Annotated in this window: 18 protein-coding genes and 1 tRNA gene; 10 read left to right on the top strand and 9 right to left on the bottom strand. The window is 38.7% G+C overall.

Annotated features, from left to right (window positions below; genetic code table 11):
* Nucleotides 1-82 precede the first annotated feature (82 nt).
* From HGJ18_RS08890 to HGJ18_RS08905, 4 genes are all read right to left on the bottom strand, one after another.
* Nucleotides 83-155: transfer RNA gene (locus HGJ18_RS08890), tRNA-Lys, on the bottom strand.
* A gap of 136 nt (nt 156-291) precedes the next feature.
* Nucleotides 292-1062 carry a TPM domain-containing protein gene (locus HGJ18_RS08895; RefSeq protein WP_253695922.1) on the bottom strand — a complete coding sequence of 257 codons (771 nt, stop codon included), beginning with the start codon at nt 1060-1062 and terminating at the stop codon, nt 292-294.
* Nucleotides 1063-1755, bottom strand: coding sequence for a TPM domain-containing protein (locus HGJ18_RS08900; RefSeq protein ID WP_002675982.1), 693 nt, complete (start codon nt 1753-1755; stop codon nt 1063-1065). It abuts the gene before it with no gap.
* A gap of 65 nt (nt 1756-1820) precedes the next feature.
* Complete coding sequence (locus HGJ18_RS08905) at nt 1821-2081, bottom strand: SemiSWEET family transporter (RefSeq protein WP_002667363.1); 261 nt, start codon at nt 2079-2081, stop codon at nt 1821-1823.
* Between the two features lie 127 nt (nt 2082-2208).
* Here HGJ18_RS08905 and HGJ18_RS08910 point away from each other — a divergent pair, with 127 nt between their 5' ends.
* The 9 genes from HGJ18_RS08910 (at nt 2209) to HGJ18_RS08950 (ending at nt 9096) form a co-directional block, all read left to right on the top strand.
* The gene (locus HGJ18_RS08910) at nt 2209-3075 is read left to right on the top strand and encodes an SPL family radical SAM protein (RefSeq protein ID WP_253695924.1); all 867 of its coding nucleotides are present in this window, start codon (nt 2209-2211) and stop codon (nt 3073-3075) included.
* 69 nt (nt 3076-3144) lie between these two features.
* Complete coding sequence (locus tag HGJ18_RS08915) at nt 3145-3369, top strand: DUF6364 family protein (protein WP_002667360.1); 225 nt, start codon at nt 3145-3147, stop codon at nt 3367-3369.
* Entirely contained in the window at nt 3362-3781 is a 420-nt protein-coding gene (locus tag HGJ18_RS08920; RefSeq protein WP_252508164.1) for a PIN domain-containing protein, read from the top strand. The genes HGJ18_RS08915 and HGJ18_RS08920 overlap by 8 nt, the downstream gene beginning before the upstream one ends.
* An 86-nt stretch (nt 3782-3867) precedes the next feature.
* The gene (locus tag HGJ18_RS08925; protein ID WP_253695926.1) at nt 3868-5064 is read left to right on the top strand and encodes an MFS transporter; all 1197 of its coding nucleotides are present in this window, start codon (nt 3868-3870) and stop codon (nt 5062-5064) included.
* Nucleotides 5048-5680, top strand: a complete 633-nt coding sequence (gene nth / locus HGJ18_RS08930) for an endonuclease III (RefSeq protein ID WP_002691409.1) — start codon at nt 5048-5050, stop codon at nt 5678-5680. The genes HGJ18_RS08925 and nth overlap by 17 nt, the downstream gene beginning before the upstream one ends.
* A gap of 115 nt (nt 5681-5795) precedes the next feature.
* The gene (gene pyk, locus HGJ18_RS08935; RefSeq protein WP_253690531.1) at nt 5796-7211 is read left to right on the top strand and encodes a pyruvate kinase; all 1416 of its coding nucleotides are present in this window, start codon (nt 5796-5798) and stop codon (nt 7209-7211) included.
* A gap of 12 nt (nt 7212-7223) precedes the next feature.
* Nucleotides 7224-8165 carry an NYN domain-containing protein gene (locus tag HGJ18_RS08940; RefSeq protein WP_147624968.1) on the top strand — a complete coding sequence of 314 codons (942 nt, stop codon included), beginning with the start codon at nt 7224-7226 and terminating at the stop codon, nt 8163-8165.
* A gap of 4 nt (nt 8166-8169) precedes the next feature.
* Complete coding sequence (locus HGJ18_RS08945; protein ID WP_253695928.1) at nt 8170-8682, top strand: hypothetical protein; 513 nt, start codon at nt 8170-8172, stop codon at nt 8680-8682.
* Between the two features lie 6 nt (nt 8683-8688).
* The gene (locus HGJ18_RS08950; protein ID WP_253695930.1) at nt 8689-9096 is read left to right on the top strand and encodes a DUF3887 domain-containing protein; all 408 of its coding nucleotides are present in this window, start codon (nt 8689-8691) and stop codon (nt 9094-9096) included.
* Nucleotides 9097-9127: 31 nt separating this feature from the next.
* Here the strand turns inward: HGJ18_RS08950 and amrB are convergent, their stop codons facing one another.
* Together amrB and HGJ18_RS08960 are read right to left on the bottom strand one after the other, a co-directional pair.
* Entirely contained in the window at nt 9128-10012 is an 885-nt protein-coding gene (gene amrB, locus HGJ18_RS08955) for an AmmeMemoRadiSam system protein B (RefSeq protein WP_253695932.1), read from the bottom strand.
* Between the two features lie 36 nt (nt 10013-10048).
* Complete coding sequence (locus HGJ18_RS08960; protein ID WP_253695934.1) at nt 10049-12853, bottom strand: DUF3160 domain-containing protein; 2805 nt, start codon at nt 12851-12853, stop codon at nt 10049-10051.
* Between the two features lie 114 nt (nt 12854-12967).
* Between HGJ18_RS08960 and HGJ18_RS08965 the strand changes: the two genes are divergently transcribed.
* Nucleotides 12968-14029 carry an SAM-dependent methyltransferase gene (locus HGJ18_RS08965; RefSeq protein WP_253695942.1) on the top strand — a complete coding sequence of 354 codons (1062 nt, stop codon included), beginning with the start codon at nt 12968-12970 and terminating at the stop codon, nt 14027-14029.
* A gap of 280 nt (nt 14030-14309) precedes the next feature.
* On the opposite strand, the gene HGJ18_RS08970 is transcribed toward HGJ18_RS08965, so the two are convergent.
* From HGJ18_RS08970 to HGJ18_RS08980, 3 genes are all read right to left on the bottom strand, one after another.
* Nucleotides 14310-15680: a hypothetical protein gene (locus HGJ18_RS08970; protein ID WP_253695944.1), complete on the bottom strand. Its 1371-nt coding sequence runs from the start codon at nt 15678-15680 to the stop codon at nt 14310-14312.
* Between the two features lie 343 nt (nt 15681-16023).
* A complete protein-coding gene (locus tag HGJ18_RS08975) occupies nt 16024-16668 on the bottom strand; it encodes a hypothetical protein (RefSeq protein WP_010695068.1) in 645 nt (214 codons plus the stop codon).
* 63 nt (nt 16669-16731) lie between these two features.
* On the bottom strand, nt 16732-17616 hold the full coding sequence (locus tag HGJ18_RS08980) for a YitT family protein (RefSeq protein ID WP_253695946.1): 885 nt from the start codon (nt 17614-17616) through the stop codon (nt 16732-16734).
* Nucleotides 17617-17793 lie beyond the last annotated feature (177 nt).

Below are 17793 nucleotides of genomic sequence, written 5' to 3' on the forward strand. Positions count from 1 at the left end.
ATAGTACCACTTATACAGCCTCTTTGTCAATACATCGGCATTGGGCAAAAAAAAACGGAACCGATATAAACCGATTCCGTTTTGAGCTATTCAGGATTCGAACCTGAGACCCACGCCTTAAAAGGGCGTTGCTCTACCTACTGAGCTAATAGCCCATTTTGCATTTGCAACGGGGGCTATAATATCATAGGTATGAATAAATGTCAATACCAAATTAGTCAAAAAAACATATTTTTTGAAAATTTTTAGTCTAAAAAGCAATCTAAAGCGGAATTTTTCCTTCAGATGACGTTACCAGCTTCCCGAAGCTCCGCCGCCTCCAAAGCTGCCCCCTCCTCCTGAATAACCGCCTCCGCCTCCCGAAGAGCCTGAAAATTTAAACACACTTCTTGAAGTAAATAAATTACTTACCAATTCCTCACCGGTAAATCCCTTCAAAGTTATCAGGCGGTACAAAATCCAGAAAAAGCACGGAATAAGTCTGCAAAAAATAAACCATAGTATAAATAAAGCCGTAAGTCCGATGATAATAGCAAGGCCGTCAGAATCATCATCAGAGGAATTGATTTTTGACAGCATACTTTCATCCTGTAAGGCATATCCTGCAATAGCTTTTACCCCTAGGAATATCCCGTTACCGAAATTCCCTGTTTTAAATTCGGGAGCTATTACATTCCGTATAATACGGCCTGCAACGGCATCGGTAAGATTTGCCTCAAGCCCGTACCCTACTTCAATACGCATTTTTTTATCGTTTACGGCAACAAGGAGCAAAACACCCGAATCTTTTTCTTTAGAGCCAAGCTGCCATGTTTCAGCAACGCGCAATGAATATTCTTCACAATTTTCTCCTTCGAGAGAAGGGATAGTTAAGACGGCTATTTGCACATCCGATTTTTTTTCAATTTCAAAAAGAAAATTCTCTATTTCAGTCTTTTTATCATCCGATAGAATACCGGCCAAGTCGTTTACAGGCCCTCTAAGCTTAGGAACATCAAGCGGAAAAATATTAACAGCCGCAGAAAAAAGCAAGATAGAAAAAAGTTTGATTTTTTCTGTCATTTACCTATCCAAAATTACAAGCCCGTCGGGGTATTCGTTCGGGTTTCCCTTTGTTTTAGGAAAATGTTCTGCAAGGATTTTCCCACATTCTTCTACAGCCTTGCAAAAACTATTTGCGGTATTCTTTGACTTTAAGCCGGAAGTTATTATGCCGCAAATTCCGTTCCATGTACCTTGCTCAACTTTTTCAGCAATACCGGAATCTGCAATAATAAAAACTTTTCTTTCAAGAATAGAAACAAAGATCAAAATACCGGTTCTTTCGGCAGTCTTATAAATTCCGCATTCTACAAAATGTTTTAAAGCTCTTGCATATACCCTTGCTTCCTTTATTTTTTTTGGAATTATTAATCTATCGAGAGCAGGAATATTTATCAGCAAAAAGAAAAGGAGCATTACAACGAAAACACCTGCTCCGATTACGGCCGTAAGAGTCTTAGGTGAAGGATACCAAAGTTTTGTTTCGAGTAATTTCCAAATACCGTTTCCGAAATAAAGCATAACAAAAAAAGAAATAAAGGCTAAGCAGACGGCAGCAAACAATTCTACAAACGAATAAGAATCACTTTGAGGAATAACCGCCAAAGCAATTTCACCATTTGTAGTTTTTTCCGCCTCTGCAACAGCATTCTTAATCAAATCCAAATCTTTATTCGTAATATGTATTTTATTTAATATCCGTTTATTTTCCATAAGTTACCTCTAAGGCTTATTCTATCATTTTTTAATGAAAATCACAAGAATGCGGATAAGCTGTATTAAAGTGCGGTAATAAAGGCAACCAAACCGAAAATTATGCCGGGTGAATTTGCAAAGGCAATGGGCCAGTCGCGTTTAGGTTTTTTCATAAGCCCGTATGTTACCCAAAGAGTACAGTTTATTGCAGCAACCAGGGGCTGAAGCCAATTTCCTTTCATTCCGTTTAAATTATTACTTATTTGCGGAATATACGAAACATACATTGCCATAGCGGTTGCGGTTGCAACCCATCCTAAAATCGTAAAAAATTTAGAGTTCATAATTACCTCTCAATAAAATTCCGTTCTTAAAAGAAGAACAGGAATTCTTTCGATAGATTATAAATATTTTTTATTTTTAAGTCTACTGCCAGCAAGACCTTGTCAAGATTTTATGTTATAATATCTCATGCACTTTGTAAAAGCAAAAGGAATTTTATCTCCTAAAAACGGAATGAATATTTATCGGGGCTGTTCTCATGGCTGCATTTATTGCGATTCAAGAAGTGAATGTTATCAAATGACTCACAGCTTTGAAGATATCGAAGTCAAAGAAAACGCAGTAGAACTTTTGGAAGAAGCCTTAATTAAAAAAAGAAAAAAGTGCATGATCGGGATGGGTTCAATGACAGACCCCTATCTTCCTCTTGAAAAAGAACTAGGCTTTACAAGAAAGATTATCGAAACAATTTATCGATACGGTTTCGGATTTACCCTGATAACAAAATCTTCCCTTATACTGAGGGACTTGGATCTTTTAAAGGCAGTAAATAAAAAAACAAAATGCGTTATTCAAATGACGCTGACAACCTATGATGATGCCTTGTGTAAAATAATAGAGCCGAATGTTGCCGTAACAAGCGAAAGAGTTAAAGTCCTAAGAAAATTAAATGAAGAAGGAATTCCTACAGTGGTTTGGCTTACTCCCATTCTTCCCTTTATAAACGACACTCCGGAAAATATAGATGGCATTCTGAGGTATTGTATCGAAGCTAAAGTGTTCGGTATAATTTCATTCGGAATGGGACTTACTCTCAGAAAGGGAAACAGGGAATTCTTTTATAAAAAACTTGATCAACATTTTCCGGGACTAAAGCAAAAATACATAAGACTATATAGAGAAAACTACTCGGTAATGAGCCCGCATAATGCAAGTCTTATGAATCTGTTTTTTAAACTCTGCAAAGAAAACGGCATCGAGCATAATCCCGATAAGATATTTGCATATTTAAACAGCTTTGAAGATAAGCAGCAATCCCAATTGGAATTTTTTTGATAGCTTTTTTGTCAATAAAATCTTGTTTTTTTTGGAAAAATTATATATAATAATTACAGGAGGGTTACAATGAAAAATATAACATTAAGCCTTGATGAAGATATACTCACAGCCGGACAAGAATATGCTAAACATCAAAATATTTCTTTCAACAGCCTGATTCGCAAATTACTTGAACAAACAATTCACCCTCAAAAAAACGAATGGCTTGATGATACATTTTCCTTAATGGATAAGGTTTATATTTCTTCGGAAAAAAAACAATGGACAAGGGATGAGTTATATCGTGAATAAAATATTTATTGATACAAATATACTTGTTTATGCACTTGACAATCGAGACAATGATAAAATGAATAAAGCACGCAATATATTAAGAAAGGTAATTTATGAAAACAAGCCGGTAATATCCACACAAGTAATAAATGAATTCTATGTTGCCGCCACTAAAAAATTAAACATAGACAAAACTCTTATAAAAACCATAGTTCACAATTTTAAAAATATGGAAATTATAACAAGTGATTTACAATTGACAGAAAATGCTATAAACATAAGTATAGAATCACAGATATCCTTTTGGGATTCACTAATTATTGCCGCAGCAGAAAAAGCTAATTGTAAATTGATTATATCCGAAGATTTAAATTCAGGGCAAAAATATCAAGAAATCTCCCTTATAAACCCATTTCAACAGGAAATATAGCTACAAAATATCCTGTGATGAATTTTAAGCAAAACACTCCGCCTTGACTATTCTTATAAAAAACAATATCATATCGATAATTCCTTATGAAAGATCTACGAAAAAGAACCTTTAATGTTTCAGGCCTTAGTTTTTTAGTTTATTCTCTTTCTTCCATTGCAATCTCGATATGTCTCGTAAATATTAAAAGAGACTTAAATTTTTCGCTTACGGAAGCGGGATTATTCGGAATGCTTTGTGCTATCGAGCAGATGATAATTCTTTTTATAAGCCCCATCTTTGCTGCCAAATTCGGCAAGATAAAAGTTTTGCGTACTTCTCTTTTGATATTAGCCGCAGGGCTTTTTTTCTTTTCAAAAAGCATAAACTTTTTTACGGCTCTTTTAAGTGCTCTTTGTATGGGCTTGGGTGTTGCAAATATGGAAGCCCTGCTGACTCCCATAGTAAACGATTTATATCCGAACGATACGGGAGCAAAGATGAATATGATGCATGCCTTTTGGCCCTTGGGAACTTGTTCCGGTCTGATAGGCTTCGGCTATCTTCTTTCGATAGGAATAAACTGGAGATACATTTACATAGGCCTATCTATTTTTGCTCTATTGATTTGTTTTTCCTATCCTTCATCAAAAAAAATAAAACTTCCTCCTTCGGACGGAAGTAAGGCAGCCTTTAAAGAAATATTTTCCCTGCCCTCCTTTTGGCTTTTCGGCCTATCCCTTTTTTTTGCAGGAGGAGCCGAAGGAGCTTTTGCCTTTTGGTCGGCTACATTAATTCAGCTTTATTTAAAAGCCTCTGCCTTTTATGCAGGAATTGTAACGGCGAGCTTTGCCCTCGGAATGTTTATCGGAAGATCCTTAAACAGCAAGGTTTTAAAAAAAGTTTCCATTCAAAAAGCGATAATAGTTTCTTCGATTGCTTCATTTATAGTCAGCCTATTATTTGTTTTTGTAAACTCGCTTTTCGGTTTGGCGGTGTTTTTATTTTGTATGGGACTTTGCCTTGCATGCCTTTGGCCGACAATCCAATCCTTTGCCGCAGCAATCCTTCCGGTGGATGCAACAGCCCTTATGATTTTTTTATCCTGCTTCGGAGTTCCCGGTTACAGCACTGCAAGTTTTATTATGGGAATAGTCGGCGATAAATACGATTTGTTTATTGCATTTATCACGGTAGTACCGGTTTTTTTAATTTTGGTTCCGATTCTTTTTATCATGGGATGCAAGCTGTCGGGCTCACCTAAACTAAAACCGTTAAGGGAAAAAAATGAATTTATTGGATAAAGATAAAATCGAAGAAGTATACCGCCGCTTTAAAAAAAATAATCCTAACCCGAAAGGAGAATTACATTCTGCAAATATTTTTACCCTTTTGGTAGCGGTGGTACTGTCTGCACAAGCGACTGATGTCGGTGTAAATAAAGCAACGGGGCCTTTTTTTAAGGCAGCCGATACGCCTCAAAAAATGATAGAACTGGGTGAAGAAGGAATCCGCGAATACATTAAAACAATAAATTTATATCCGACAAAGGCTAAACGTATTTTTGAATTAAGCCGCATAATTCAAAATGAGTATGCAGGAAGGGTTCCGGATACAATGGAAGAACTTATAAAACTTCCCGGAGTCGGCCGCAAAACCGCAAACGTGGTTTTAAATATGGGTTTCGGAAAACCCGCAATCGCAGTAGATACCCATATCCTGCGCACCGCCCCGCGTATCGGTCTTTCATCGGGCAAGACTCCGATTCAAGTTGAAGAAGATTTACTTAAAGTTACTCCAAAAAAATATTTACTAAATGCCCACCACTGGATTCTCCTGCATGGGCGCTATATCTGCAAGGCCAGGAAACCGGAATGTGAAACCTGTTTTTTATCCGATATCTGTATGAAGAATTTATAAATGCCGAGTTTCATTCAGCTTAACTCCTCCGCTTAAAACAATTTGTTTTATCTTGGGCATTTGAATTTTTTTGCGATTTATAGTATCATAATATCAGAAGTTTTGGAGGAATCCCATGAAAAAAACAAAAATAGTATGCACAATAGGGCCTGCTTCCGACTCGGAAAGAGTCTTGGCAGAAATGTTTAAAGCCGGTTTAAATGTCTGCCGCCTTAATTTTTCGCATGGAAGCCATGAAGAACACAAGGTTAAAATAGATCGAATAAAAAAAATAAGAGAAGAGTTAAAAATGCCTATTGCACTTTTACTGGATACTAAGGGACCCGAAATCCGTTTGGGCCTTTTTGAAAAGCCTGTAGAAATTGTGCAAGGTCAGGAATTTATAATTACAACCAGAGATGTAATCGGAACAAATCAAATATGCAGCATCTCATATAAGAATATTGCCGCCGAAATTAAACCTAAAAGCAGAATCCTTATAAATGACGGATTATTGGAGTTACAGGTTATCGATATTTTAAACGATACGGACATAGAATGTGTTGCAGTAAATTCCGGAACCCTAAGCAGCCGAAAAGGTGTAAACATTCCCGGCTTGAGGGTAAACCTTCCTTACATGAGTGAAAAGGATATCTCCGATATCGAATTTGGAATTGAAAACGATGTGGATTTTATTGCCGCATCCTTTACACAAAGAGCCGACGATATTATCCAAATAAGAAAACTTTTGGAAAAACACAAAAGTACAATCGCCGTTATAGCAAAAATAGAAAATCAAGAAGGCTTGGACAACATAGATGAAATTTTAGCGGAAGCCGACGGAATAATGGTAGCCCGGGGAGATATGGGTGTAGAAATAGAACCCGAAAAAATACCCCATCTTCAAAAGCAGCTGATAAAAAAAGCAAACCTTGCAGGAAAGCCGGTTATCACCGCAACTCAGATGCTCGAATCTATGACCCACAACCTGCGTCCCACCAGAGCCGAAGTTACCGACGTTGCAAACGCTATTCTCGACGGAACATCAGCTGTAATGCTTTCTGGAGAAACCGCAGCAGGCGAATACCCTGTCGAAACCGTGGCCATGATGACCTCAATTGCGAACTCTATAGAAGAAACATTAGATTATGAAAAACTATTTGCTGAAAATGCATCTCTTCATGAGACCACAATCACAAATGCCATTGCAAGAGCCACCTGCTCCACTGCCCTGGCCCTCGATGCAAATGCAATAATAACGGCATCCGCTTCGGGAATAACACCGCGAGCTCTTTCAAAATTTAAACCAAAGGTACCGATTATTGCAATAACGGAATCGCCTCAGGTTATGAGAAAGATGGCCCTCGACTGGGACGTATATCCGGTTTTAGCCGATCCTATAAAATCGACCGACAACATGTTCGATGTGTGTTCGCAAATTGCAAAGGATACAGGCCATGTAAAAAAAGGAGACATAGCAATCCTTACGGCAGGTATTCCTATAGGCAAAGCAGGATCTACAAACCTTCTAAAGGTAGAAATAATAGAATAAGGTAATAACAAAATGGAAAAAAAATATGCTATTTTAATTGACGGAGACAACATAGCTCCTTCCTATCTCGACTCGATAATTTCCGAAGTTTCAAAAGAAGGAGAGGTTCTGATAAAAAGACTTTACGGGGACTGGACTACTCCCAATATGAACGGCTGGAAACCTTGGCTTGAAAAAGTACCTATCCGGCCTGTCCAGCAATTTAGAAACGGGCCCAATGCAACCGATAACACAATCATAATGGATGCCATAGAACTTGCAAACACAAATCAAGGCATAAATGCCGTCTGCATAGTTTCTACCGATTCCGATTATTACAGCCTTGCCCTAAAATTACGGGAGTATGGTCTCTATGTTTTGGGAGTCGGAAAGTCCAATGCAAAACCTCTTTGGGTAAACGCCTGCAACGAATTTAAATATCTTGAAAACTTTGATGAAACTGAAGAATACGAAGAAGACTCAAAAAGCGGCAAAAAGTTTAAATCCCTCGAAGACCTTATCTGCCATGCTTATAGAAATTCCCGCATGACAGAAGAAGGCTGGGTAAGTCTTTCCGACCTAGGGAATTCTATCCGTAACTTTATGCCGGAATTCGATCCACGCTCTTATAGCCACAATACATTGAGAGAAATAATCGATGCCCTATCGGATGATTTTGAACTAAGATCCGACGACAGGATACCTCCCAACTATTGGATAAAGGCAATAGGCCGCAAAAATGAAACGCCAAAAATAAAGGGAAAAATAAAACGGCTTATGAACCGATACGGAATTATCGAAAACGAAAACGGAGACTTTTTCTTTTCGTTCACAAACATCGATAAAAAATGCAGGGACAAACTTATAAAAGAGGGAACACCGGTAAAGTTCAGGGTGTTTAAGATGCCCAATCCCAAGGGCGAAGACTCGGCTGACAGGAACGGAAAAGCAGCTGAAATTGAAATAATAGGTTAAACTTATGAAACAAGAAAAAGACAGGATAGTAAAATTTTTTACCTTGAAATTATGGCTACGTATATCGGCCATTGTAATCGGAGGTGCAATTTTTTATTTGAATATATCTTCCATGAAAGAAGGAGAGTATTCCATAATTGCCCTTATTTTTGGAACCCTATTTTTAGTTGCGGGCCTTTTCGAAAATTCGTGGTACTTTAATATCACAAAAGAACAGGCTATTCAAAAAGCAGGGATATTCTTTTTTCCAAAAACAAAAATTATAAATTTTTCGGCAATACACAGCATCGAAATTGAAACCTTCAAAAGGCCGGCCCGCTTCGGCACCTTTACCGAAGTTAAGATGGTATTGCTTGACGGGAAAACAATAGTTATAGACAACGATAAGACGAAGTTTCTTCAAAAACAGCTTGAAGAAATCGCCGACGTTCAGGATATAATAAGGCGTCAAAATAATAAAAAGGCCGAAGACTTTTTTAATGCAGTCGCAGCCGATATTTTAGATCCGAAGGAATAAGAGCTTTTGAAACCCTTAAAAATATTTTTTCTTTTTGTTTTATTTTCTTTTTTATGGAGCTGTAAGCCTAAGGACGCATCGGAAACATTTCACATTCCTTTTTTAAAAGAAAAGGCTGAAGAAATTATTTTTATGATAAACGATAAGGACTGGGAAGGCATAAGAAACTTAAGCACCGAAGAATTTAAAAAAAACTTGGATGAAGAATTTATAAATGTAAATACTAAAATATTTTTTGAGCCGGCAGGAAAATACCTGTATACAAAAGAAGCCTATTTTTTGGAAACAAAAGATAAAAACTCGGGAGAAGTTATAGGAGTTGTTATCGTTAAGGTAGGATACGAAAATAAAACTCTATGCTACACCTTCAATTTTGCAAAAGACACAAAGCTGATAGGCTTCTTTTTAAAATAGATTTAGAAACTATAAAAAACAATTTAAAAGATTAATCTTCTTTTTCCCAAAAGTATGTAAAGAAATAACTTGTTATGTCTTCAGGGTCAGTTTCATCGCTTAGCTTATAGGCATTAGTATTTCTTTGAATTGTACATTGAGTTTTTTCTGTAAATAATTTTGAAAGCAAATACATTGCAGGCCTGTTATCGCAGATACCGAGCGTCCATGCAGAAGGTTTTAGACTTGTCAAAAAATAGTGGGACTTTGCATCCTTTTCGGCAGTTTTTTCCATATCGGATTTATGCGAAAAATCGGAAGAAATTAAAAGGAAAGAATCCTTATCTTTGATAGAAAAAACTTTTGTTACCGTCTCATAAAGTTTAGTTGCAAGATTCATATTTACGGGAGGCTCTCCGTAATAAGCAAGGGCAACAACCTTTGCATCGGGAAAGTATTTTTTTATGTATGGAATCAAGGTTGAAACACCGTGCTCGTATACAAATACTTTATCATCAAAGGGCACATCAAAAAGACGCGATAAGTTTTCAACCTTATCCTTTGCAGAATTGACAAGGCCGTCCTTAGTTTGCCATGATCCGTTTGTTAAAGAAAAATCGTACAGAGAAAGGCCCCAATGAGAAGGGCTTAAGATATAAAAAGTTTTTATCTTTCTCGCCTCGGCAAGTTCGGTAAACCAATCATCTATTAAGGCATCGGTTAGAAGATGATGGCTCACCGTTCCGCCCCAAGGCTTTGCTCCGTCCGGCAAAGAAGCTTCCTTGGGGATAAACCTCGTCTTAGGAGGCTTTTCCCCATCAGAGCTCCATGTTCTGAAAATTTTTTCAGTCTCTTCCGTCTCGTCTTTTTTGCCGGTACAAGCCGTCAAACAAAAACAAATAAAAAAAACGGTGATTATAAATTTTATAACTTTCATATTATCTAAAATTCGAGTCCGTCAAAAATGCTTTTTTTAAAAAGAAATATTCTGAGCCCAGAAAGGCTTTAAGTCCTCCATGTCCTCATTAGAATAAACCCTTTCTTTCCATTCTTCGTTTGTCAGACGTTTAGATATGTCTTGTTCAAATTCATAGTAATTAAAACAATAACCGACAGCTATTCTTTTTCCGCCTTGAGCATCGTTTAAGGGAACATAGATTCTATAGGGAATACCGACAGCCGTTTCAAGGACAAAGCCTTCTTCTCCATTTGTAAACACATCGGCAACCAAGGCCATGCGCAATTGTTCAGGCTCAACAACTGCATTTATGGAAGGCATAAGAATACGGGCCAGGAAGCCGGGCATCAAGGCTATCCATTTTAGGTCTTTTTCAGAAACGGGCTTATCCGCAATTTCAAGCTTAACGATATCGGCAGCATGTAAAGCCGTATCTTTTAACATTTCAAGCTTTTGTAAATTCTTTTCATCTATGAGCTTATAAGGCTTTAATGCATTTATAAGAACATCCACAGAAGAAGCAGCGTTTTTCCAAAATGCCAAGTTAGGCTCTATATAGTGAACCGGATTGGGAATCTTCTTTACCCTATAGGTAAGGTCGGGACCGGGACCGCCTCCAAGCTCTGCGGCAGACTGCTTTGTATATAAAATAGTATCATGCCTTAACTCAGCCCATGTTCCGTGAGCCGACAATAAGGACTTTACACTCCATGCAGGGCTTTCGGTAAAATAAAAGCCTGAGCCTTGCTCAAAACGGGCTTGCAGGCCTATCCCGTTTAAGATTTTACCGTAATAGGTTTTTCCAAATATTTTGTCGGGAGAAGATACTGCTTCTTTTTCGATTTTATCGAGGATTGTTTTTAACTCAGGAAAATCGGAGTAATCTTTTTGAAGCAATAAATCGGCAGACTTTGAACCCAGAGCCTTCATAATATCCAACCCCTTAACATGTGCACGGCCATACAGTCTGGGAGAGCTTACCAAGCTGTGAATATAAGAATCAAGAGTAAACCTCTGACCGAAAAGTCTCCAACCCATTGGAGGCTTTCTTTCTTCATCGGTACCTTCGGAAGCTGTGTAAAAAGCGGAAGAGCCCGCTATAGCCGGAGGTCTTAGTTTTTCGTGAGCCGATTTCATAAATGCAAACAGGTTGTTTTTATCGCTCGCCCATTTTTCAAAATCTTTTACATCATAGCTTTTCCAGAGAGGCAAGACCTCTTTAAAAGATAGGTCATCGGATAGGCCGATTAAATCGGTTATAGGATCAAAAAGAGCCGACCACTTTTTATAAAGCTCTTCATCATTTTTTACAAGCTCGGTAATCAAAAGAGCTATAGGCTCCATGTTCAAAGTTAGAGCATAAGCATCGGAAGCTGTCTTGCCATCCTGTTCCAAAACTTCAGGCCCCCTATCTGCAATTAAAAAATGAGCATGTCCGAACCACATCATTGCTCTAAAATAGGCAGACAAGATACCGTTTTTTGTGTAGTGTCCTCTCGGTTTATATTGGGAATAATCTTCTTTTGTAAAAGCACCGTCTTCAAAAGTAAAAAGAGGAGAAACGGCAGCACCTTGAGCCTTATCAATCAAATCTATTTCTTCACTTACCGTTTTGGGATATTTTGAAAGAACTTCATTTTTATCGGGCTCTTTATAAACAGTTTCATTAGAACCGTATTTATCTTTTTCAGTTACGGATTCAGGAGCAAGCTCCAAGAGGGCACGGGCAACTTGAAAATATAGTTTAGCTTTTTCTAAGGTTTCAGGTCTTGCTGTAGGAAAACCTTTTTTGTTTACATTACTTAAACTATCATCAAAGGCTGTTACGAGTTCAAGAAGTTTAGGTGTAAAAAAATTCTCTTCAATATTTTGTAATATCCTATCAAAAAGAAGATGCTTTGCATGGGCCATCAAATCGGTGGTAATAAAAACCGTAGTGCCGTCATTTCCACGAAGAGTCGGCGTATAATTATCTTCATATGATTCGTAATGATAACCATAATGATTTCTGTACAAGGCAATCATATCATCAGCAGACATCATATGCAGCTCGTACTCATCGGGTTTAACTTTTTCAAAAATTAACCTATCTCTTTCCAAAACAGCTTGATGAGCCTTGCTTAAAAATTCATAACCGAATACCGTATAAAATTCTTTAGGAGCACCGTTGGTCAAATAACGCATAGAAATAACTTGATTTATTTTCAAATCGTTATTCATACCTGTAAGATCGGCTCCAAAAACAAGACCTTTTTCTCCGTTCCATGTTGTCTGATAAAAATAATTTTGATTTTCTTGAAACTTAAAAACACCGAAATCGAACTCATCATCGGCATCGAACGGAAGCCTTACCGGTTCTTCTTCAATACTTAAAACCGTGCCGAATGGAACAGGAATCCCCTTAGGCAGTTTTTCTAAGTCTTCTTGAGATTTTAATTCTGCATTAGGATAGAATAAACAAAGATCGCTTCCGACGACAGCAGTCGCTCCTTCTTGCACCTTATTAAAGGGGAAAGTTTTAAAAACAAGCTTATCTTTTAAATACTTTTGGTGGGCAGAAGGTGCATTTGACCTTTTCTCAAATTCTACATTCAAATTATTATTGTACATTATTTTTTTAAGATATTCCTCTGCAAGCAAAACTCCTTCATGTTCCTCGGTCTCGGATACTTCGGCGATATCCTCTACATTAGGTTCATTAGGCCTGGCCGTATTGACGGCAGCTTTATCTTTTGCACTGCAAGAAAATAATAATATAACACAAACAAACAATACCGGTATAAAAATAAGATTTATACCTTTCTTTTTTAATTGAAACATTTTAAAACTCCTCCATAAAAACGATATTATGCAATTTAATAATAGCACAAACGAACCCGATTGACAAGCTAAAGCAAAAAAAAGAAAATATGCCTTTAAGAGAATACTAAGATTATGCCAAATAAAGATGACTCCCGTATAAAATTATTAAAAGGCAGAGCGTGGCTTACCATTCCTCAGTTTGAAAATCATCTTCTCGATGAATTAGGAATTCCACATGGAGTAGCTCCTATGGAAATTAAAAATCTCCCCAAGGATGCCTCTGTCTACGGTAACATAATATACAGAGAAAATTTTCCAAAAGATGTTTTTTGGAGCCGCCTTTGTATGGAAGAACCGTTTATGGCAGAGTTTTCGAGTATAAGCGAGGCTGCCGATATTTTGCACTCAATTCAAAGAAACTGGGCATTTGTTCCGTTTAACTGCTTTAGACGAGCAGAGCTCATCGAAAAAAAGCTTCCCTTCATCAGCAAAAAAGAAAGAAACTTTCCCTACGATGTTCCGTCAGCAGAAATGGGAATCTGGACTCTTTTAAACGAAAATCAAATTTTCGCTTCGGCAAAAACTTCAAGTCCCTTCCCTCGGGGAGAAATTTTCTTTAAAGAAGATAAGATAAATCCTCCGAGCCGAGCCTACTTAAAAATGTGGGAAGCCTTAACCCTCTTAAATTTCTACTTAAAAAAATATCAAGAGAAAAACAGCCTTGCTGAAAAAGCCGAAGCCTTGCCCACAGCTTCTTCCGGAAAAAAGAATTCCCTGCCCGCAGCCGATTCCGTCTGCCTCGATGCCGGAGCCTGCCCCGGAGGCTGGAGCTGGGTGCTGGACAGCTTAGGCTGCAAAATTATCGCAATCGATAGAAGTCCCTTGAGGCCCGATTTAATGGCAAAGAAAAATATAGAATTTATAAAACATGATGCTTTTACTTTAAAGCCGGAAGACATAGGAAAAATAGATTGGCTTTGCTCCGATGTAATCTGTTATCCTCCGAGGCTTTATGATTGGATTATAAAATGGATTGACTCGGGCCTTTGCGAAAAATTTATATGCACAATAAAGATGCAGGGAGAACCCGATAACGAAACCGTTAAAAGATTCGCGGCAATTCCGGACTCAAAGATTGTTCATCTTACGGCAAACAAACACGAACTAACCTGGTTAAAAGCCCCATTTATATAACTGTAAGTTGTTCGGCATCTAAACTTAGCAATTACCCATTCTTCACAGGAAGTGTGGTGGTTCTGTAAGTAAAACTCTACCACTTATATCACAACCGTCCATGGCGGGTAAAGGCCTAAAACTCGTGATTAAAAAATATACAAGGAGGTATATTTTTTAATCGAGCTTCGAGATAGTCTCGAATACTGTTTTGACGCACTGTCGAATTATGCTCTACGTCTGCCGCAGGTTATGTACTTTGGCCGGCGTAGGTTATAGCCTACGTCCGGCATAGATCAGGTTATCGCCACTCCCTATACCATTTGGCATCGGTGTTTTCGAATGTTAAAATCCCTGAACGTGTGTCGAGTTTTGCGATGCGGTTTATGTTTGCAATTAGCTTATAATCATTTACTAACTCTAGTGATCTGAATATTGCACCGTCGTCGGCAATATACAAGATGCCGTCTTCAAAACCGATAATGCGCCGTGCACCGTAAAAACGCTCGTAAGGCGCATCATCATTGAAACGATACACAGCAGTCCCACTGCCACTGGGATATTCTATATAGCTTTCCATACTGCCAAATCCGTACCTGCCCGACTCGGTGATATGGCCGTCTTCGGTGTAGGTGTACTCAAGAACCCCGCCGTAAAAAGCTTTGCTGCCGTCATATGGAGCGCCGATCGTAAACACCAGATACACTTTATTCCCATACGCAAACATATCTTGGCATTCGCCACTTTGGTGGGTAATGACTGGATCATCTGTTATGGGTATAATATCTTTTAAAGGATCTTGAACCGGCATACCTATCGGAGCGGCTGTTGTACCGGTCAGCCGATACATTTGTAGTTGCCCTCCTGCCGGCAAACTGCTATACACAAATAAATACCCGTTATAGGCGGCACTGGCTTTAATCGTACCCGCAGAGCCAATAACGGGCATAAGGTTGCCGTTATTGTCTATTTCATAAAGAGTTGAGCCGCTCGACATATATACCCTTCCCGTTTTTAAGTCGGTTGTAAAACTGTCTACCGAGGTTACGCTGCCGGGCAAAGATAGTTTTTTTTCATGATCGCCTTCGCTGGTATACCGCCGTATTACGACCGGGGGATCAGAATATGCTACATACAGCCGACCCTTACCGTCCCGCGTAAAAAAAAGGTAGTCGCGGCCAGAGCCGGACTGTGCTATCTCAAGCGGAATCCCGCCCATATTAAGTTTAAATGTATATGGTGCACTGCTGCCGTTCACCGAAAACGGTATCGGCCGCATGGACGCTATTACCTTGTTCAGTTTAACGGCAGCCTCGTTATCGCCGCTTTCTACGGTTAGGTCGGTAAAGCCCGCCCACGTTGCCGACGGGGTTATAATAGAGACCTTTATGTGTATCGTTTCGCCTACCGGCAGAAATTGCGAAAAAACTTTCGGTTCGTCTTTTTCAAGCTGTTTTGTAATGGGCACGATAGAATTGCCTGTAATATCGATTTGCATTGTGCTGTCCGACAGGTTAGGAAGCCCGTTCGCCCCGATAGACCGCGCCGCACCATTTTCGAAGTCGAGTGTTACTATGCCGTATTCAGGGGCGGTAAGATTACAGGAAGTTTGCAATATCAGCACAGCGGTAAGCAGTGCTGCCGCAAACAGTAAAATAACATTTTTTTTCATAAGTTTCCTCCTCGTATCGTAAAAGGTATAACTGCCGGCTTTCCGTGCCGGTACATACAGTTGAAAGCGAGCGGCGCCGTTTTAAGCCGCAAGGTTCAACAACTATACTTACAGTATAAGACAAAGTACCGATAAAATCAATAAGTTTGTTTCCGGCTGTTTATTCCCGGCGTTTTTGTAGGGGAAAAGAGATGCACTTGTCAGACGCAAGTTTGTTTTTTGTTTTTCAGTGTTCTAAAATTTTTAATACATGCCCCTCTCTCACATTTTTAGCAATGCGACACAGTAATCTGCATATTTTCTACAGGGCAAGACATTTGCAGGTGTATTCCAATTTTATTACTTACTTTCCAAAAAAGCTGCGCTGCCCTGCTTTTACCCATCGTCCGGGACTTCGGGACAAAACCGGTGATGCTATCTGATTGCATAACCAATCGGCAAAGACCTCATCTTCAAAACCTTCTAATTTTACCAAAAGAGTTTGCACGCCGGGAAGCTCCGTCTTTCTTACGGCATCAACCGTTTCTTCTGCAATACGGGCAAAGGCGGCAGAGGCAGCCGAAATATTAGGATTACCGCAAGGAATATCCGCATCACGATGAACAAAGATTAGACGGCCTTGAGCTTTTTTAATATAGTAGTTTTTTAAAACAAGAGAAAGAGCTGCATTCGCAGAAACAAGATCGCTTATCGTCTTGTCTATAGATAGGGCATCCGTCCCCGGATATATTTTGGAATAAGCAGGAGCATCAAAAATCAAAATCGACGTATCTGCTGCAATATTTATGTTTTTTAATTTAAGCGGAATAGCTTGAAGAGAAAAAAGAGATGAGCGGTTCCATTCGATTTCGGTAGTAACACCGCTTTCTTTATTATCTTCTTTATATTCCGAACTCAAACAAACCTTTAAGCCCTTATCCCTAAGCTTATTCGCAAGCTCTTGTGAAAACTTTAATCTGTTATCCGTAATAAAAATTCCTGAATCCATACTTAACTATACCATAATTAACTATCTGCCGTCAATGACTTATTTAAATCTGTAAGGATGAGTTTACTTTATTTTTTGCTTAAAGCCGAGACCGTAAACTTCCTGCATATCGCAGACCATGATAAAAGCCTTTTCGTCTATTTCGGTAATAATTTCCTTTGCCCTGACAAATTGAGCCCGGCTTACAACACAGAGCAAAACAGGACGATCCTGCTTTGAATACATGCCCTCTCCCTTAAGGAGGGTAACGCCTCTTTCCAGCTTGTTCATAAGAGCATCTCCAATTTCGGCAGGCTTAGAGCTGACAATGAAAAAGCCCTTAAAGTAACCTAAACCGTCAAGAATCATATCCGCTATCTTTGTACAAAAGAAAAGAGCTATTAAAGAATAAAGCGAGGTGTTAGGATTATTATCTACAACACCTGCAAAGGCTACTATTACAAAATCGGCTATAGCCATTCCCTTTGCTATACTCAATCCGGGAAAATGCTTGTTTACAATGGCTCCGGCAAGGTCGGTGCCTCCTGTAGTAGCGCCTCGTTTAAACACAATTCCCAAACCTACTCCTAATAGAATTCCTCCGAAGGTTGCCTGTAAAAAAAGATCATTGGTAAATACAAAATCTTGGGGTAAAACAGCCAAAACTCCCGAAAGCACCAAAATAGAAAGAAGAGTAAAAACAGCGGATTTTTTACCCAAAAGTTTTGCTCCAAAAATAAATAGGGGAACATTTATAATTAAATTCAATATGTAAACTCTTATACCCGTCAGCTTTTCGATTGCAACCGACAAACCGCTGACACCGCCCGGTGCAATTGTTCCCGGAATAAGAAAAAATTGCAATGCAACTGCTGCAAGCACACTTCCAACCGTAACCCAAAAAACATCCAACAAGACACCTATAACAAACTTTGTAGAAATATGTTTGGCGGGTAATATTTTATTCATAATATACATTCTCCAAATATCTATAGAATTTTTTATACAGAGCAGATACGAATTTACAAACAGGGGTTATACTACACCATTTTCTTAAAAAAATCAACAGAGGCAAAACAAAAAAACCGATCGGAAACATGAGTTCCGACCGGCGGTGATGTGGGCATGTCGAAAAATCAAGAGGCT

Origin of the sequence: Treponema denticola (genome assembly GCF_024181405.1) — a bacterium.
Taxonomy (GTDB): Bacteria; Spirochaetota; Spirochaetia; order Treponematales; family Treponemataceae; genus Treponema_B; species Treponema_B denticola_D.

Bases quoted from the DNA above. Each gene is read 5' to 3' on its own strand.
- HGJ18_RS08905 (WP_002667363.1), bottom strand. From the start codon at position 2,081: ATGAACTCTAAATTTTTTACGATTTTAGGATGGGTTGCAACCGCAACC.
- HGJ18_RS08975 (WP_010695068.1), bottom strand. From the start codon at position 16,668: ATGGATTCAGGAATTTTTATTACGGATAACAGATTAAAGTTTTCACAA.
- pyk (WP_253690531.1), top strand. From the start codon at position 5,796: ATGAAAAAAACAAAAATAGTATGCACAATAGGGCCTGCTTCCGACTCG.
- HGJ18_RS08900 (WP_002675982.1), bottom strand. From the start codon at position 1,755: ATGGAAAATAAACGGATATTAAATAAAATACATATTACGAATAAAGAT.
- HGJ18_RS08945 (WP_253695928.1), top strand. From the start codon at position 8,170: ATGAAACAAGAAAAAGACAGGATAGTAAAATTTTTTACCTTGAAATTA.
- HGJ18_RS08970 (WP_253695944.1), bottom strand. From the start codon at position 15,680: ATGAAAAAAAATGTTATTTTACTGTTTGCGGCAGCACTGCTTACCGCT.
- nth (WP_002691409.1), top strand. From the start codon at position 5,048: ATGAATTTATTGGATAAAGATAAAATCGAAGAAGTATACCGCCGCTTT.
- HGJ18_RS08940 (WP_147624968.1), top strand. From the start codon at position 7,224: ATGGAAAAAAAATATGCTATTTTAATTGACGGAGACAACATAGCTCCT.
- HGJ18_RS08965 (WP_253695942.1), top strand. From the start codon at position 12,968: ATGCCAAATAAAGATGACTCCCGTATAAAATTATTAAAAGGCAGAGCG.
- amrB (WP_253695932.1), bottom strand. From the start codon at position 10,012: ATGAAAGTTATAAAATTTATAATCACCGTTTTTTTTATTTGTTTTTGT.
- HGJ18_RS08910 (WP_253695924.1), top strand. From the start codon at position 2,209: ATGCACTTTGTAAAAGCAAAAGGAATTTTATCTCCTAAAAACGGAATG.
- HGJ18_RS08915 (WP_002667360.1), top strand. From the start codon at position 3,145: ATGAAAAATATAACATTAAGCCTTGATGAAGATATACTCACAGCCGGA.
- HGJ18_RS08960 (WP_253695934.1), bottom strand. From the start codon at position 12,853: ATGTTTCAATTAAAAAAGAAAGGTATAAATCTTATTTTTATACCGGTA.
- HGJ18_RS08925 (WP_253695926.1), top strand. From the start codon at position 3,868: ATGAAAGATCTACGAAAAAGAACCTTTAATGTTTCAGGCCTTAGTTTT.
- HGJ18_RS08895 (WP_253695922.1), bottom strand. From the start codon at position 1,062: ATGACAGAAAAAATCAAACTTTTTTCTATCTTGCTTTTTTCTGCGGCT.
- HGJ18_RS08980 (WP_253695946.1), bottom strand. From the start codon at position 17,616: ATGAATAAAATATTACCCGCCAAACATATTTCTACAAAGTTTGTTATA.